The following is a 16,070-nucleotide window of genomic DNA, read 5'->3' on the forward strand; positions in this document are numbered from 1 at the left end:
TCCCCCTACCTTTTGCATTTTTCTATCAAGTCTAAATAACTCTTTCCATCTAGCATAGCTTCTCTGTTCATCACAAGCTCTTTTCCATAAACTAAGCAGAACTTTTCTGCTGCTGCTCTCTTTTCAGCATCTTTAATAGTTGTAACATCCTTTACGTGAGCAATACCTAAAATTCTTCTGCAAAGTTCTAGTCCAGCCACTGCTGCAGTATCTCTTAATACAGTATTTAAGTAGTACTCAGCAAAGCCTTCATATTTAGCTACTCTTTCTGTAGCTTTTTCAGCCCAAACTTTAAGGAATTTGTCCTTAAACATATCTATAGTATTATTAATAGATTCCTTTACCCAAGCTAGGTAGCTTTCTTTTTCCGCTCCCTCTTCCATAGTAGCCTCTCCGTTTACCATAGCAAATATGAAGTGAGCCACTACATTTCCTATATCATAACCTGCTGGTCCATAGAACGCAAACTCAGGGTCGATAACTTTAGTAGAATCTTCTTTAACAAATATAGATCCGCTGTGAAGATCTCCATGAATTAGGCTTTGAGCATTGGACATGAATTCAAATTTAAGTTTAGCAGTTTCTAATAGGAACTTATTATCCTTCCATAATAACTCCTCTGCTAAAGGTTTAGTTGCTTCAAATATGTCATTTCTTTCACAGTTAAAGAAAGGCTCTGTATAAACTAAATCCTCGGAGATTTCGCAAAGCTCAGGATTTATAAAGCTTTTAACTAGCTCTTTCTTTTCTTTATGTCCCATAACCACATCTGTAGTAAGTAATAAAGTGTTAACCATATAGGTTGTAATATGATCTGCTAGCATAGGGAATTTCCTATGATTTAAAAGAGCTGTTCTTAAAATTACATGGTCAGATAAATCCTCCATTACGCAGCAATTCATCACTGAATCATACTTATAAACCTCTGGCACTAATCCTGGTGCTAAGGAATATTGAAGCTTTAATATTTCACTTTCAATTCTATTTCTATCTGGGGAAAGCTTGAATTCATCTGATATTCTAGCTACAGGACCTGCTTGCTTTATTATAACAGATTTATTATTTTTTTCGTCAACTACTCTAAATACGTAGTTAAGATTGCCATCACCGATTTCTTTACAAGTTAAAACTGCATCCTTATCAAAGAAATTTAATACGGTTTTAGCGTATTCTATAGCATCATTTTCTTTCATGGTAAAATACTCTTTAGTGAAATCTAAATTTGACATAATACATCCTCCTCGTTACTTAACGCTTCTTGTAATATGTTAATGCAAGAGCGAAGGCTAATACTGTTCCTTTAACTATATCCATGGCATAGTAAGGCACCGAAAGCATTACTAGACCGTTTTGTAATATTCCTATTAATACAGCACCTACTAAAGTACCAATAGCATTTGCTTTTCCTGATCCTCCTACAGAGAAGCCTATATAAGCTGCTGCTACTGCATCCATTAAGTAAGGAGCTCCAGCATTTATTTCAGCAGTCATAACACGAGAACCTAATATGATTCCTCCTATAGCTGCAAATAATGCAGAAAGTAAGTATGCTATTACTCTATATTTATTAACTGGTATACCGGATAATCTAGCCGCTTCCATATTTCCGCCAATAATGTACATGTATCTTCCATGCTTTGTATAGGTAAGGAATACATGAACTATTACCACCACTGCAAGCATTATAATAATTATCCATGGAACTTTACCAAGCTGTGCAAATACTGGGCTAATCTGTCCTGGTGCTGTTTCCCCATTAGCCATTACCATGTTTTGAGATATAACAGCTCCTTTAGTATAGGTTAATGCTATACCTTGGAATATAAACATGGTAGCAAGAGTCATAAGCATATCCTGCACCTTTATCTTCACTATCATAAAAGCATTTATTCCACCAGCTACTAGGGCCACTGCTAGGGCTGCTAATATAGCTACAAAGGTGTTTTGCTCATGCCAGACAAACATTGAAATAACCACCGCTACTGAAATAGAAGCTACTGAACCTACAGAAAGGTCAAAGCCTCCTACGGATAAGGAAATGGTAATACCAATAGCAATAATTGTTACTATAGAAATAGAACGTAAAATATTTATTATATTGCTTTGAGTCATGAATCTATCTGAAGCGAAAGTAAAGAATATTAAAAGCAACACAATAGTCAATAATGTTCCATATTTATATAAGAAATCGAATAAGCTAAAACTACTTTTTTTATTTTCCACGATTATTTTCCTCCTGTTGAATAATATAGTATTTCTTCTTCGTTAGTCTTAGAGGTTTCAAGCTCTTTTACTATTTTCCCATCGTACATAAGGTAAACTCTATCCGTTATACCTAAAATCTCTGAAAGCTCACAGGAAGCATAGATTACAGCCTTTCCAGCCTTAGCTAGGCCATATATAAGCTCGAAAATATCCTTCTTGGCTCCTACATCTACCCCCTTAGTAGGCTCATCAAAGATATAAACCTCAGAATCTGTCACTAGCCACTTTCCTATAGCTACCTTCTGTTGGTTTCCTCCAGAAAGGTTTTGAACCTTGCTTTCATGGCTAGGAGTTTTGATTCCTAAGCTGCTTATCATCTCTTTTGCGGTTTTCTTCTCACTGCCAAAGTTTAAAAAAGTATTGGCATTACAGAATTTTTTAAGGTTTGAAACTGTTATATTTATAGCAACGGATTCACTAACTAATATCCCTTCTTTTCTTCTCTCTTCCGGTACAAGAGCTATACCTTGTTTAACTGCCTCATGCGGCTCTCTAACCTTAAGCACTTTGTTCCTTAATACTCTTTCTCCTGTGACATTAGGTGTTGCTCCAAATATAGCCTTACACAATTCTGTCTTACCTGCACCTACTAAGCCAGATATACCTACTATTTCACCAGCATTCACATGGAAGGAAACATCGGACACTATCTGTCCATCATTTAAATTCTTTACTTCAAACAATTTTTCTCCAATAGTATTTTCCTTTGGAGGGAATTGCTCGTCCATTTTTCTTCCTAGCATATATTCAACTATCTCATTTTGACTTGTATCACCTATGTTCTTTTTAACAACAAACTCTCCATCTCTCATTACCGTGATCTCATCACAGATTTCAAAAAGCTCTGGTAATCTATGAGATATAAAAATTACCCCTACATTTTTCTTTTTTAAGTCTCTTACTATCCTAAAAAGCTCTTCTGTTTCTGTATTACTTAAAGGAGCTGTAGGTTCATCTAGTATAAGAAATTTACAATCCTTAGAAATAGCTCTAGCTATTAAAACCATTTGTTTTTCTGCTAAAGTAAGCTCACTTACTAGCTTTTTAGAAGATATCTTTACATTCATGCTATTTAATATTTCTTGAGACTTTTTATAAATTGATCCCCAGTTGATAAGGGAGTTTTTATTTTTAGATTCTACCATATCATTTAACATTATATTTTCTGCTACAGTTAAATAGTGAATGAGTGCAGTATCTACTTCTTGATATACGATTTGTACTCCATATTGCATTGACTCTTTTGGAGATCTTATATTTGCTTTTTCATTATTAAAATACATTTCACCGGTATAATGATTATAAGCTCCAGATAATACCTTCATTAAAGTTGACTTTCCAGCTCCATTAGCTCCGATTAAGGCATGAGATACTCCGGTCTCAGTTGTAAAATTAACATTTTTTAATGCCTTTACTCCGGGAAATTCTATAGAAATATCTTTCATGTCTAATGTTATTTTTTGCATTAAATCCATCCACCTCACCCTACCCTGGAATATTTACAGAGAGAACACATATAAAATGTGTTCTCTGTATGGTAGTTAATTATTTTTTAAATAAATCTTTTAATTCTTTCATCCAAGGCTGTAAATGAGCATCTGATTTACCCCAGCCTGGAACCACTTCTGAAAGATTGTCCATATTAACAGCTTTTCCTGCAGCTTTTAATTGTTGTTGAGTTATTAAGCTTGCTTCCATTTTGTGTGTTTCTGGTGTTTGCTCTCCAGCTATCTTCTTAGCTAAAAGTCTAACGTTTACAGCACCTATAAGTTTAGGATCTACTGCAGCTGTTGCCACCCATGGGCTTCCTTCTTCTTGCATTAATTGAAGGTCAGCATTAGAAACGTCTATTCCAACAATCTTAACATCTGTTCTCTTTGCTTCTTTAACTGCACGAGCAGCACCTATAGCAAAAGCATCCCAAGTTGCAAATATAGCATCTAAATTACCCTTTGAATATTTAGTAAGCATTGCAGAAACCGCATTTTGAGTTTGTACAGATGTATCTGCCGCAGCTACACCAAATCTATCAACTTCTTTAAGTCCAGCATTGTCCTTTAAGAATTGAGTGTAAACTTTATTTCTGCTTACCATTGGTGGGAATCCATCTACCCAAAGATAAGCTAATTTACTTTGTCCATTAGTTATTTTCTTTAATTCCTCTAAAGCTAACTTAGCTAAAGATTCATCATCTTGTGATGTCATAGTTACGCCTTTTACTTCACCTATTTTGGGATTAGAGTCAAAGGTTACTACAGGAATCTTCTTATCTGTTAGTTTCTTTACATCTTCTACCGTAGCATCATCGTCTCCGTGAGATATGATTATTCCATCATAGCCTTTATCCATAGCTTGGTTTATAGCATCATGGAATTTAGCTGTATCTCCATTTGCTGTAAAGGTATCCACCTTAAAGCCCATGGATTCTCCTTCTTTTTTAGCACCAGCCAAGAATTGAGCTGTATGGTCATCTCCGCCTATTTTACGGATAACCATGATCTTTACTCCATCAGCATCCTTAGCGATTTTCTCTGGAATATTTTTTGAGTATTCTACCTTTTTATCACTATTAGCAGTTTTAGAATCTGATTTTGATGAACATCCTGTTAATCCAATTACCAATGACATTGCAACAGCTAGAGTAGCACTTAAAAACTTTTTATTCATTATGTAATCCCCCTTATAAAAAATTATTTTGATAATTCTATAATACTTAGTTAACTTACCCTTGGGATAAACCGCTCACCTCCAACCCTTTTAACAACGTTTACATATGGGTTAAAAAATAAAACAAAAACATTCTAGTAAAAAACCAAATTTTTAAGTATATATTATCATATATTTTTAGATTTTTCAATAATATTTTGTTTTTTGTTTGTTTTTAATTTGGTTTGTATTTGATTTTGCCAATATTTTAAGTTTGATTCTTTTGATATGTCCTTAAACTTTTCTATTTCCTAACTGATTGTCATAATTCTCCCTTAACAATTGATGTTTTATTCATTAAAGGATATAATTAAGTATTATAATTTTAATAGGAGGACTTTTAATGTTTGATTTAGAATCTTGTATTGGATTTCTTACCAATGTTCAAGCAAAAAAACTATCAGAAGCCTTTAATAATAGAATAATTCTAAAAGGAATTACTAGAGTGCAATGGATAGCTATGTATTATTTAGATAAATTTACTTCCTTAAGCCAAATGGAACTAGCAGAAAAGCTGGATATAAAACCTTCTTCTGTAGTTAGACTCATGGATAGAATGGAAAGGGACGGTTTAGTACAAAGAGTTAAAAATCCTGAAGATAGAAGGGCTCATAATTTAATTCTTACAGATAAAGGTCAGAATTTCTGGAATAATGTTAAAGAAGAAGGTCCAGCTATGAGCGAAATTTTTACTAAGGATATATCTGATGAAGAGTTAGAGATTTTTAAAAAGGTCTTAGATAAAATGGTAGAAAATATTAAATAATTTTTTAACAATCCCTATTGCTTCTCTCCCGAATAGTTGCTATACTAATTATTAGATAAGTAACAATTGCTTGTCTAATAAAATTCTAGGAGGATTGCGCTATGAGTAAGAACCCAAGAGAAATGTTAAATAGCTTTATGAATGGTTTACAAGAACTAGGTGGCACAAATAAAGAAAATATTGATGCTTTTATGAATCTTTTAGGAGCTTCCTATAAGCCAGGAAAAGTAGATACAAAGACTAAGGAATTGATAAGCATTGGTATAGCTGCTTATAATAGATGTGAATACTGCATAGTTTTCCATGTTTATAAAGCATTAGAAGCTGGCGCTAGTAGAGAAGAAATAATGGAAGCTGCCATGGTTTCAGTAGCCTTCGGCGGAGGTCCTTCAATGGCTTATTCTGTAACTCTATTAAAGGATTCCATTGACGAATTTGAAAAGGATTTCAAATAGAACATAAAAGCAAGAGGTAGTGGTGATCACTACCTTTTTGACTATGGAGGTAATATATTATGAATATTATTATTGATAAAATAAATGGACACGCAAAGCAAGGAAAGGTATGCAAGATTCATATTAGTGTAGGAGACTGCATAAAGGTTGGCGATAGCCTTATTTCTATAGAAAGCAATAAAGGAAGTATCGACTTTAAGTCCACTGTTAACGGTATAGTAAAATCCTTAAATATAAATGAAGGGGATACTATAGATATAGGACATACTTTAGCTGAAGTAGAATGTGAGGCAAGTAACACCGCTTCAAAACCTGATACTCCATCGCCATCTACCTTTGACTATATGGCTGGATTGCTAAAACCTAAAAAAGAAGAAGTAGAATGTGATATTGCTATAATAGGTGGTGGCCCAGGAGGATATGTAGCAGCTATCGAAGCTGCAAAACTAGGCGCCAAGGTAATTTTAGTTGAAAGAGAGAGCTTAGGTGGAACCTGCTTAAATCAAGGCTGCATCCCCACTAAAGTCTTAGTTAGAAGCACAGAGGTATACCACAACATAAAAAATAGTGAGGAATTTGGAATTGAGGTTTCAAGCGCCAAGGCTAACATGAGTAAAATATTAACTCGCAAAAATAAAATAGTGGAAGAATTAAAATCTGGTATTGGATACATTCTTAATAAAAGAAATATTAGAGTGATTTATGGTGAAGGAAATATATTAGACTGCTCTACAATATTTGTAAGAGAAGGAAACAAAGAAATCACCATAAAACCCCAAAACATCATAATAGCTACAGGCTCAAAATCCAATAAACTTCCTATAAAGGGTGCGGAATTTTCTGATATAATAACAAGTAAGGAAGCTCTTAGCCTTGATAAGATACCTGAAAGTATGGTTATAATCGGCGGAGGAGTTATAGGTATGGAATTTGCCTTTATATACTCTGAGTTAGGCTCCAAGGTAACTGTAATAGAATACTTCGACTCCATACTAGCCACTCTAGATAAAGATATTATTGAAATCATCGAAGATAGAGCTAGAGATAAGGGAATAAAAATTTATGCTGGAGCCAAGGCTGAAGAGATAATAAAAGATGAAGATAATAATCTTATAGTCTGCTTCAGTAAAAATGAGGAAAAGAAATACGTAAGCGGCCACAAGGTTTTACTATCCGTAGGCAGAAGCCCTGTAATGAAGGTAGAAGAACTTAAAAACTTAGGCATTAATTTATCCAAAGGCGATAGAGCCATAGAAATAAACGATAAAATGGAGACTTCTGTGAAAGGCATTTATGCTATAGGTGATGTTACAAATAAAATTCAATTAGCTCATGTAGCATCTCATCAAGGAATTATAGCCGCAAATAATATAATGGGTAAGAATTGCATAATGGATTATTCTATGGTTCCTAGCGCAATATTTACAACCCCTGAAATCGCGGTGGTAGGAGTAAGTGAAAAAGAAGCAGAACAAAAATCCTTAGAAATAGAAGTGGGTAAATTCCCCTTTGCTGCAAATGGAAAAGCCTTGATATATGGTGAAAGTCATGGCTTTGTTAAAATAATAAAAGATAAAAACACTGGCATAGTTATAGGTGGAGCTATCATTGGACCTCATGCCACAGACCTCATTGGAGAAATAGCTCTAGCTATTAAAAATAAACTAACTGCTGAGCAGATTATTGAAACCATTCACGCTCACCCAACCACTGCAGAATCTATTCACGAAGCCGCTCTAGAATTGGAAGGAGGAGCTATACACTTTGTCAAGTAACTTGAAAGGAAAAATAGTCTATTCTAATAGCTATAATCCTTGGTACAATCTAGCTTTAGAAGAATATCTTCTAAACGGCTTATCAAAGGACGAAATAATACTATATCTTTGGCAGAATCAAAATACCGTAGTCATAGGTAACAATCAAAATCCCTGGAAGGAATGCGATATAGATTCCTTAAAAAATCACGAAGGAAAGCTAGCCAGAAGGCTCTCTGGTGGTGGTGCAGTATTTCATGATTTAGGTAATTTAAATTTTACTTTCTTAACCTCCAAGGATAATTTTGATATATTAAAACAGCTTTCAGTTATAATATTAGCTGTAAAAGCCTTTGGCATAAATGCCCTATTCTCTGGAAGAAATGATATTGAGGTAGAAGGTAAAAAGTTCTCAGGTAACGCCTTCTTCTATGGCGAAAAAAACAACTATCATCATGGCACACTGCTTGTAGATGTAAATATGGATAAACTATCAAAATATCTTCAAGTTTCTAACAGCAAGATTCAATCAAAGGGCATAGATTCCGTTAGAGCTAGGGTTATTAACCTAAAGGATTTGAATAAGGACTTAACTATTGATAATTTAAAACACAGCATAGTGGAGAGCTTTTCTACCATGTACAATATTAAAGTAGAAGAATACGTAGTAGATGAAAACAACGAGTATTTAAAAGAACTCTATGATAAATATAGTTCTTGGCAGTGGATATATGGTGAAACCCCTATATTCGACATTGAATACGAAAACAGATTTTTCTTTGGAAATCTTCAGCTTTGCATGAAGGTATCTAAAGGCATCATACAGGATACAAAAATCTTCACCGATGCATTAGATATCAATTTTCCAAAAATCATAGAAAAATCCTTAATAGGAGTAGCTTTTAGCAAAGATTCTATTATAAATTCACTCTACTCTATTAGAAATTCTGTAATAGATGAAGCCTTTAAGGCTATTATTGCTTGGATAGAAGAAATTATAGAATAGAAACTTCTTCAAAGCCTAAGGATTCTATGCTATAATTTAAATCTATAAAATAGATTTAAATTTGGAGGTTTAATATATGATTATAGGTGTTATAGGAGCAATGAGTGAGGAGCTTGAAATTCTTCTTAAAGAGATGAGCCTTGAAAAAAAAGAAGTTAAAGCAAGAATGGAATTTAACTATGGTACCCTTTGGGGCAAAAAAGTTGTGGCTGTAGTTTCTGGTATAGGAAAAGTAAACGCAGCGGTTTGTACACAAATACTAGCTACAGAATATAAGGTAGATAGAATCATTAATGTAGGTATAGCTGGAGGCATCGGAAAGGATATAGTGCCTGGAGATATAGTTATCGGGGATTCCCTTGTTCAACATGATATGGATACCTCTGCTTTTGGAGATAAAATAGGTCAAATACCAAGAATAGATACCTTCGACTTTAAGAGCAATGAAGATATGATTGCTTTAGCTAAAAAAGCTTGCGAAGGCATAAAAGGTCATAATAGCTATGTAGGAAGAATAGCTACAGGAGATCAGTTTATAGCTAATATAGATAAAATCCGCTGGCTAAGCGAAGAATTTGGTGCTCTTGCTTGTGAAATGGAAGGTGGAAGCATCGCTCATGTTTCCTACTTAAACAATATTCCCTTCGTAGTTATACGTTCCATATCTGATAATGCTAACACTGGAGCTCATATGGATTATGAAAAGTTTAAATATGTAGCTGTAGAAAATTCTACTAATATATTGAGAAATATGATAAGCGAAATGTAATTTAAATCTCAAGATGCGCGTTTTATCATAAGGAGTATTTTCTTATGATAAAAACGTGCATTTTTTAATAATCTACATTTCTATATCCAAATCTTTAATATAATACATAGCGTAAAAGACTCTGCCTTTAAAGCAGAGCCTTTTATTGAATTCCCTCGTATTACCTTGTGCTTATCTATTTATTTTCATATAAGATATTTGCTTTTAATGAATTTATATCATATTCTATGATTTTAAAATCTGCTAGGGTTTTAGCATTTTCATTAAACTTTACCACCACAATTTTATCTTCATCTTTAAAATTTCCATAGGTATAGCTTAATCCCTCTAGCTTTAAATCCTTCTTTGTGTCTCCCTTTTCATCCCCTATGAGAAGCTTTATTTTTCCTGCTTCCATATTAGAGTTATTAATATCTATGAGCTTATTTCCTTCCTCGGACAATCTATATATTTCATCTGTGCTATATTTATATATTTTTTTACTATCAATATTTAATACATAGTTATTTTCCTTGCTGTCGGATAGTATTATTTTTCTGTCCCTTATACCTAAATACTCTGCAGCGCCTACGTCCTTTATAAGCTGTTTAGTTTTAAAGTCATTTACGTATATCTTAGAGCCTTCTTTCTGTATTACATAATTATCTCCAAAGCCTATAACATTAATATTATAGCTATTTGTCTTACTATAATTATTAGCTTTAGAGTATAATTCTCCTTTGCTGCTTATATAATCTCCATTTTCTCCTATAAAGAACTTATCAGAGCTTGTTTCTTTTTTTCTATACTGTGTGCTTTCTTCAGTATCATATACTAACAAATCCTGCTCCCCTTGTATCAATACAAATCTAGAGTTCTTAGACCATTCAATTCTTGTAGGTATCATATTTATGGAGTCAAATAACTTTTCCGAAGACCCATTTAGCAAATTCATCATATATAGAGGCCTATTTTTCTCATACTCATCCCCATTAGAGGTTCCCATAATCATATGGCTGCCATCAGGGCTCACATTAAAATGCACCACCTCACTTCCTTCATAGCCACCCACCTCAAAATTCTTTAAATTTATAGCTGAGTATATACCACCTTCTCCCCCTGAATAGTTATAGGCTAATACATGAGAATAATTATAAAAAACTATATTATCCTTACTGCTGTGTATAACCTTCCAAGGACCAATACCTAAGTTTTGGCTTTTTAAATTATTTAATTCTTCTGCTACTAGATTCCTTTTAGAACTCAAACTACTTTTATTGCTTGTATCCTTGTTTGGATCTATAGCGGCTATTCCCATATCCTTGCTTTCCATTTCAGGCTTAGATAGGTCTCTTTTAAAATATTTGTTTTTATTTGCAGTACTGCCACTTTCAATACCCTTTGAGGATAAATTTTTATATACTAAAGGAGTTATGCTCAATATAAAAACCAAGCTGGCAGCCATAGCTATGGCTTTTTTATTTGCAAATATACTATACTTCATTCTACTAGTAACAGTATTGCTATACTTATTCTTATCTATCTTCTTCATTATTTCGCTTCTCTGGCTTCTAAATTCTTCATTATGGTTTAAGCTTTTAAAGCCTTCTCTTGCTAATCTCTTTTTATTATATATAATTCTACATTCTTTACAGTCCTTTATATGCTCTTGCATATATTGCATTAAATGAGAACTTAACTCCTCTTCTAAGAACTCTGGCAAATACTCTTTAAAGTCTTTACAATCCATAACTATCACTCCTTTCTTCTAGAGTTAATTTCCCTTCCATATACTGTTCATATTTATCGTAAATTCTATAATATCTTCTTTTTACTGTGGATTGATTTATTTCTAAAATATCTGCTATATCAGTGAAAGTAAGTGACTGATTAGAATATCTTAGATATAGTATTTGCTTATCCCTCTCATCTAAGGTTAATATAAAATCTTCTATGGATTTTTTTAATTCTCTATACTCAACTATTTTTTCAGGAGAATCATCACTAGATGGGGAATTTTCTATATAATCTATGCTTATTTGCTTTATCTTCTTTTGCCTTCTTATATGATCTATAGCTCTATTTTTAGCTATCTGATGTAACCAAGTAGAAAACTTATATTTCTGCTTAAAGGTGTAAAGCTTATTGTACGCCGAAATAAAAACCTCCTGGCATATGTCTTCAGCAGTTTCCCTATCCCCTACAATGCTGTAAATAAGTCGCATTATAGATAACTCATATTTAATTATCAACTGATCGAAAGACTCTATCTCACCCTTTAATACCCTGCTAACTAGTTCAATGTCCTCCATTGTTAAGGTGCACCCCCATATTTAAAATACATGTATATCTATAGATAATTTTGATTTTTCATTTTTATTACGATTAAGTTATAAAATAGTTACGGCAAATAAAAATATAATCATAGATTTTTTGTAGAGCAACGGAGAAAAATCCTCCATGAATTGTGAGTTATGCATTCAAAAAAGCGACTTCCGTCGCTTTTTTATAAATTGAACCTCTTCCTATATCCACATTTTCTGCAAAGCTCCTCTACTACCTCTCGCCTAGAGAATCCATCAAATATATCATTTGCCCTTTTACTCTCTATTATTTCAGAGAAGGTATTTTTATGAATATTGCCTAGATTTATTACGCCTTCTCCATCTAGGCAACAAGGAATAACAGTCCCATCCACTAATATGCCTACTTGATTTCTTAATCCATAGCAGAAGCCCTTTCCTAAGTCCTCTTCTTCCTTTAAATCTGGCCACTTAAATTCATAATCTTGATTTAAAAATACTCTTTCATGAATTTTTATCCCTCTTCCCGGGCTTATTTGTTCCTCTATTCTATAAGGAAGATTAAAGGTATTTTCAATCTTCTCTAAAATGTCTCTATTTCTCTTCCTTTGAAGGTTTGTAGCATTATCCTCATATAAGTTCCAAAGTCTTAAAGATATTAATGTATCGCTCTTTATTAAGGCTTCTTGTACAAAATCCATAATATCATTAATATAAGCGTCCATATTGGTTGAATTTTCATTGCCATCGAAGCTATGTAATGAAAAATTAACCTGCCTTAACGCAGGCTTTCCCAATAATTTATCCTTAACTTTGCTTATAAGTGTTCCATTGGTGGTTAAATTAACCTTAAAGCCTTTTTCATAGCTTAAATCTAAAAACTTATCTATGTGAGGATGGGTAAGAGGCTCCCCCTTTATGTGAAAATATATATAACTAGTGTGATCTTTTATTTGCTCTAATATTTTGTTAAAAGTGTCAAGGCTCATTATTTCTGGAGTTCTTTTAGTTTTAGGGCAAAAGGAACAAGCAAGATTGCATATATTTGTTATCTCGATATAAAACTTCTTAAATTTTTTCACTTAAATTTACTCCTTATCATCAAAAAACATAATAACCCCATTATAATTTTTTATATAATAAAAGACAATAGTTAAAGTTTTTTACTAAACTATTGTCTTTTTATAGGAGGCTGTGAAAAAAGGTGTTCTATAGGTTTCCCTCCACCGCGCGTGGAGCTCCACGCGCGGCCCGTGAAAAAGAACACCTATGTTTTTCACATCCTCCTATAGCTATATATTCTTCTACTTTCCTGATATATTAACTCCATTGACCTTTATCCAAGGTAGTATAGTACTTCCTGAATTTATAGTTTCTATAGATATATCTTCTATATTATTAAACATATCATATAAGTTTGAAGATATCATAGTTTCTGATAAAGCGTATTTTATTTCCCCATCTTCTACATAGAAGCTATTTTTAGCAACTCCAGCAAAATCACCATTATTAGCTGGATTACCTCCAGAAAATCTTCCTAGAATTATACCTTTTTTAGTATTCTTTATTATATCTTGCAAGGATGTATTACCACCCTCCACTACAAGATTAAGTGCTGTTTTAGCTACAGCTTTTCCTGTCTTTTTGGCAGCATATAATCCTAATACAAAGCTCTTTAAAACTCCCGCTTCTACTAGAGTGAGATTCTCTGTCTTAATGCCATCAGTGGTTATAAAGTTTTTATCTGCCATGCTTTCAGCTAGTGGCATACATTTTACGGTTAAGCTTTCCTTAGCCACCTTTTCATTTAATTTATCCTTTAGTATACTTGTACCACTTATCAGTGGACTATCTGAAAGGAAATTCATTATATAGGAGCCTATCATGTCCATAGCTGACTCAGGGGTTAATATAATATCTCCTATGAATTTTCCTACACTACTGCAATGAAGCTGTTTTATTATATCTTCCATTCTTTGTCTTACATCGGCATATTCCATTAAATCCTCTGGTAGTTCCTCGAAGCTATAAGCAAAATAGTTAAAGGATGTGGATTTATCTCCTTCCTTTGCTAAGAAAACTACGCTTGCATTATATATACCCTTACTTATTTTAAATTCAACACCATTAGAGTTAACAAACACGCTCTCAACCTTATCAAAAGATAGGGTAGTTCCATCCATGAAGTTAATCTGAGGATAATCTTTTTCTATCTTAGCTAAAAAATTCCTTGTTAAGTCGTACATTTTATCTAAGTCTGGTTCATTATTTCCTGAAAAAAAGTCTTCTTTCTCTTGATATTCTGCTATATCATTGCAAGGATCTGTCTCTGCAGAATTAGTCATTTCAATAAGCTCATCTATTTTGCTATTGATTGTATTCTTGTCCAACTTGTTTAATGCTATGGTGGCTTTTTTTCCATTCTTTATAGCCAGCATACTTACTGAGCCATCTATGGTGGTTCTTAGCAGTGATATACCTTCTCTTGTAAAGTTAAGCTCATATTTTTTATTATTATATACACTACAACTTGCTTTATCTACACCTAAAGCTTTTATAGCATTCACACAATATAAGGCTAAATCTCTGTTATCCATATCCTATCTTCCCCCTATATTAACTTTACACTTAATCGCAGGACCACCCATACCAACGGTTATAGGCTGTTTCTTTCCACACATGCCTCCACTGAGCCAAGTAAGGTCATCAGATATCATGGAAACAGTTTTAAGCATATCAAAGGCTACTCCTGATATAGTGGTATCCTTTATAGCTCTACCAAGATTACCATTCTTTATTTCATAACCCATGGTAACTCCAAACATAAATTCACTAGTAGCGTCGGCCTGTCCATTGCTAGGATTCATTAAATAATATCCATCCTCTACAGAGGCTATAAGTTCTTTCAATTTACTCTTTCCTGGTAATATACAGGTATTTCTCATTCTTATTATGGGTTCATCATAAAATTCATAAGCTCTTGCATTTCCTGTAGGCTTAAAGCCTAAGATGCTAGCACTCTCTTTATTATGCATATATCCTTTTAGTATTCCATTTTCTATTATCACTGCATCCCCTGCCTTAGTACCTTCATCATCTATGTATATAGGTACTGGACAAGTCTTATCAAAAGCAGTATTAGCAAAATCCACTAAATTAACTAAGGGACTCGCTACCTCTTTATTTAAATATTCTCCCGCTATAGAGCCACTTAAAACAAAGTCAGCCTCGGTGGTATGGCCTATGGCCTCATGGGCTAGTATACCTGCAAGGTCTGGTGCTAATACACATTCCTTAAAGCCTGCTTCTGGGTGTACCCCTTCCCTCTTATCCATAAGCTTAAGATATAATTCATCTATTTTACCATATACATCACTAGGAGCATTAAATTTATCCTCAAATTGGCCTAACCCGCCATATACCTCATAAAGCTCTACAGGAACACCAGTGTTATCTTCTACCGTTAGTTCAATGATAATCATGGTTCTTGGTAATAAGGAGTAAAGGCTAGCTCCTGATGAAGTTAATATTCTCTTTTCCATATTTAACTCATTAATACCCACAAATCTACTTGAAAGATTCTTATATTTATTTGCTATATACGCATCTATTTCCTTAGCAAAATTTATTAACTCTCCTTGGCTTAGTCTCTTTTTTTTAGTACCAAAGCTCTTTTCTATAGAGTAATCAGAGGTAATAAGCTCTCTTTTTGGCGCAGAACTCTTGCTGTTTAAGAACTCACCATTGCTCTTAGCTAATCTTAATACTTCTTTTACACTTTCATTACTAATTTCAGAATTTGATGCAAAACCCCAAGAGCCATTAACATTAACTCTTGCACTAACTCCGCTAGTGGATGACCTTACGTTATTAACCAAATTCCCATTTAGCAAGGATACCCTTGTTAAAGAATTTTCTTGACATCTTAATTCTGTATAACCCTTTAATAAGTGGTTATAGCTATTTAGAGTTAAAATACTCATAATATCCCCTCCCTCTTGTATTCATATATAATTCTATATTTACATTAATTTACCTTCTATTATTTCTTAACTTTATATTAATTT

The 16,070-nt window shown here is 33.4% G+C and carries 14 protein-coding genes; 5 read left to right on the plus strand and 9 right to left on the minus strand.

Annotation, left to right across the window (positions count from 1 at the left end; all coding sequences use genetic code 11):
• Nucleotides 1–5: 5 nt before the first annotated feature.
• The 4 genes from mtnK to BN2665_RS00555 all read right to left on the minus strand — a co-directional run bounded on the left by mtnK (nucleotide 6) and on the right by BN2665_RS00555 (nucleotide 4,932).
• Nucleotides 6–1,229: an S-methyl-5-thioribose kinase gene (gene mtnK, locus BN2665_RS00540; protein WP_055665173.1), complete on the minus strand. Its 1,224-nt coding sequence runs from the start codon at nucleotides 1,227–1,229 to the stop codon at nucleotides 6–8.
• 19 nt (nucleotides 1,230–1,248) lie between these two features.
• Nucleotides 1,249–2,223: an ABC transporter permease gene (locus BN2665_RS00545; protein ID WP_242865874.1), complete on the minus strand. Its 975-nt coding sequence runs from the start codon at nucleotides 2,221–2,223 to the stop codon at nucleotides 1,249–1,251.
• 2 nt (nucleotides 2,224–2,225) lie between these two features.
• Nucleotides 2,226–3,731 (minus strand): sugar ABC transporter ATP-binding protein, encoded by a 1,506-nt coding sequence (locus tag BN2665_RS00550; RefSeq protein ID WP_055665175.1) that lies wholly within the window; start codon nucleotides 3,729–3,731, stop codon nucleotides 2,226–2,228.
• Between the two features lie 79 nt (nucleotides 3,732–3,810).
• Nucleotides 3,811–4,932 (minus strand): sugar ABC transporter substrate-binding protein, encoded by a 1,122-nt coding sequence (locus BN2665_RS00555; RefSeq protein ID WP_055665176.1) that lies wholly within the window; start codon nucleotides 4,930–4,932, stop codon nucleotides 3,811–3,813.
• Nucleotides 4,933–5,314: 382 nt separating this feature from the next.
• Here BN2665_RS00555 and BN2665_RS00560 point away from each other — a divergent pair, with 382 nt between their 5' ends.
• From BN2665_RS00560 to BN2665_RS00580, 5 genes are all read left to right on the plus strand, one after another.
• Nucleotides 5,315–5,737 carry a MarR family winged helix-turn-helix transcriptional regulator gene (locus BN2665_RS00560; protein ID WP_074042183.1) on the plus strand — a complete coding sequence of 141 codons (423 nt, stop codon included), beginning with the start codon at nucleotides 5,315–5,317 and terminating at the stop codon, nucleotides 5,735–5,737.
• Between the two features lie 101 nt (nucleotides 5,738–5,838).
• Nucleotides 5,839–6,192, plus strand: a complete 354-nt coding sequence (locus BN2665_RS00565; protein WP_055665177.1) for a carboxymuconolactone decarboxylase family protein — start codon at nucleotides 5,839–5,841, stop codon at nucleotides 6,190–6,192.
• A 59-nt stretch (nucleotides 6,193–6,251) separates the two neighbouring features.
• Complete coding sequence (gene lpdA, locus BN2665_RS00570; protein ID WP_055665178.1) at nucleotides 6,252–7,967, plus strand: dihydrolipoyl dehydrogenase; 1,716 nt, start codon at nucleotides 6,252–6,254, stop codon at nucleotides 7,965–7,967.
• Nucleotides 7,957–8,952 (plus strand): lipoate--protein ligase, encoded by a 996-nt coding sequence (gene lplA, locus BN2665_RS00575; RefSeq protein ID WP_055665179.1) that lies wholly within the window; start codon nucleotides 7,957–7,959, stop codon nucleotides 8,950–8,952. The genes lpdA and lplA overlap by 11 nt, the downstream gene beginning before the upstream one ends.
• Before the next feature lie 76 nt (nucleotides 8,953–9,028).
• Complete coding sequence (locus BN2665_RS00580; RefSeq protein ID WP_055665180.1) at nucleotides 9,029–9,721, plus strand: 5'-methylthioadenosine/adenosylhomocysteine nucleosidase; 693 nt, start codon at nucleotides 9,029–9,031, stop codon at nucleotides 9,719–9,721.
• 175 nt (nucleotides 9,722–9,896) lie between these two features.
• Here the strand turns inward: BN2665_RS00580 and BN2665_RS00585 are convergent, their stop codons facing one another.
• The 5 genes from BN2665_RS00585 to BN2665_RS00605 all read right to left on the minus strand — a co-directional run bounded on the left by BN2665_RS00585 (nucleotide 9,897) and on the right by BN2665_RS00605 (nucleotide 15,986).
• The gene (locus BN2665_RS00585; protein ID WP_055665181.1) at nucleotides 9,897–11,450 is read right to left on the minus strand and encodes a zf-HC2 domain-containing protein; all 1,554 of its coding nucleotides are present in this window, start codon (nucleotides 11,448–11,450) and stop codon (nucleotides 9,897–9,899) included.
• Nucleotides 11,440–12,012 (minus strand): RNA polymerase sigma factor, encoded by a 573-nt coding sequence (locus BN2665_RS00590; RefSeq protein ID WP_055665182.1) that lies wholly within the window; start codon nucleotides 12,010–12,012, stop codon nucleotides 11,440–11,442. Before BN2665_RS00590 ends, BN2665_RS00585 begins: the two co-directional genes overlap by 11 nt.
• Nucleotides 12,013–12,206: 194 nt before the next feature.
• Entirely contained in the window at nucleotides 12,207–13,085 is an 879-nt protein-coding gene (locus BN2665_RS00595) for a radical SAM/SPASM domain-containing protein (RefSeq protein WP_055665183.1), read from the minus strand.
• Nucleotides 13,086–13,307: 222 nt separating this feature from the next.
• A complete protein-coding gene (locus tag BN2665_RS00600; protein WP_055665184.1) occupies nucleotides 13,308–14,600 on the minus strand; it encodes a TldD/PmbA family protein in 1,293 nt (430 codons plus the stop codon).
• A gap of 3 nt (nucleotides 14,601–14,603) precedes the next feature.
• Nucleotides 14,604–15,986, minus strand: a complete 1,383-nt coding sequence (locus BN2665_RS00605; protein ID WP_055665185.1) for a TldD/PmbA family protein — start codon at nucleotides 15,984–15,986, stop codon at nucleotides 14,604–14,606.
• Nucleotides 15,987–16,070: the final 84 nt, after the last annotated feature.

This window comes from Desnuesiella massiliensis (assembly GCF_001403615.1).
GTDB classification, from domain to species: Bacteria; Bacillota; Clostridia; order Clostridiales; family Clostridiaceae; genus Desnuesiella; species Desnuesiella massiliensis.

What these genes read in the sequence shown, in the direction of transcription:
- BN2665_RS00600 (WP_055665184.1), bottom strand. Translation starts at nt 14,600, where the DNA reads ATGGATAACAGAGATTTAGCCTTATATTGTGTGAATGCTATAAAAGCT.
- BN2665_RS00585 (WP_055665181.1), bottom strand. Translation starts at nt 11,450, where the DNA reads ATGGATTGTAAAGACTTTAAAGAGTATTTGCCAGAGTTCTTAGAAGAG.
- BN2665_RS00580 (WP_055665180.1), top strand. Translation starts at nt 9,029, where the DNA reads ATGATTATAGGTGTTATAGGAGCAATGAGTGAGGAGCTTGAAATTCTT.
- mtnK (WP_055665173.1), bottom strand. Translation starts at nt 1,229, where the DNA reads ATGTCAAATTTAGATTTCACTAAAGAGTATTTTACCATGAAAGAAAAT.
- BN2665_RS00590 (WP_055665182.1), bottom strand. Translation starts at nt 12,012, where the DNA reads ATGGAGGACATTGAACTAGTTAGCAGGGTATTAAAGGGTGAGATAGAG.
- BN2665_RS00605 (WP_055665185.1), bottom strand. Translation starts at nt 15,986, where the DNA reads ATGAGTATTTTAACTCTAAATAGCTATAACCACTTATTAAAGGGTTAT.
- BN2665_RS00560 (WP_074042183.1), top strand. Translation starts at nt 5,315, where the DNA reads ATGTTTGATTTAGAATCTTGTATTGGATTTCTTACCAATGTTCAAGCA.
- BN2665_RS00550 (WP_055665175.1), bottom strand. Translation starts at nt 3,731, where the DNA reads ATGCAAAAAATAACATTAGACATGAAAGATATTTCTATAGAATTTCCC.
- BN2665_RS00565 (WP_055665177.1), top strand. Translation starts at nt 5,839, where the DNA reads ATGAGTAAGAACCCAAGAGAAATGTTAAATAGCTTTATGAATGGTTTA.
- BN2665_RS00555 (WP_055665176.1), bottom strand. Translation starts at nt 4,932, where the DNA reads ATGAATAAAAAGTTTTTAAGTGCTACTCTAGCTGTTGCAATGTCATTG.
- lpdA (WP_055665178.1), top strand. Translation starts at nt 6,252, where the DNA reads ATGAATATTATTATTGATAAAATAAATGGACACGCAAAGCAAGGAAAG.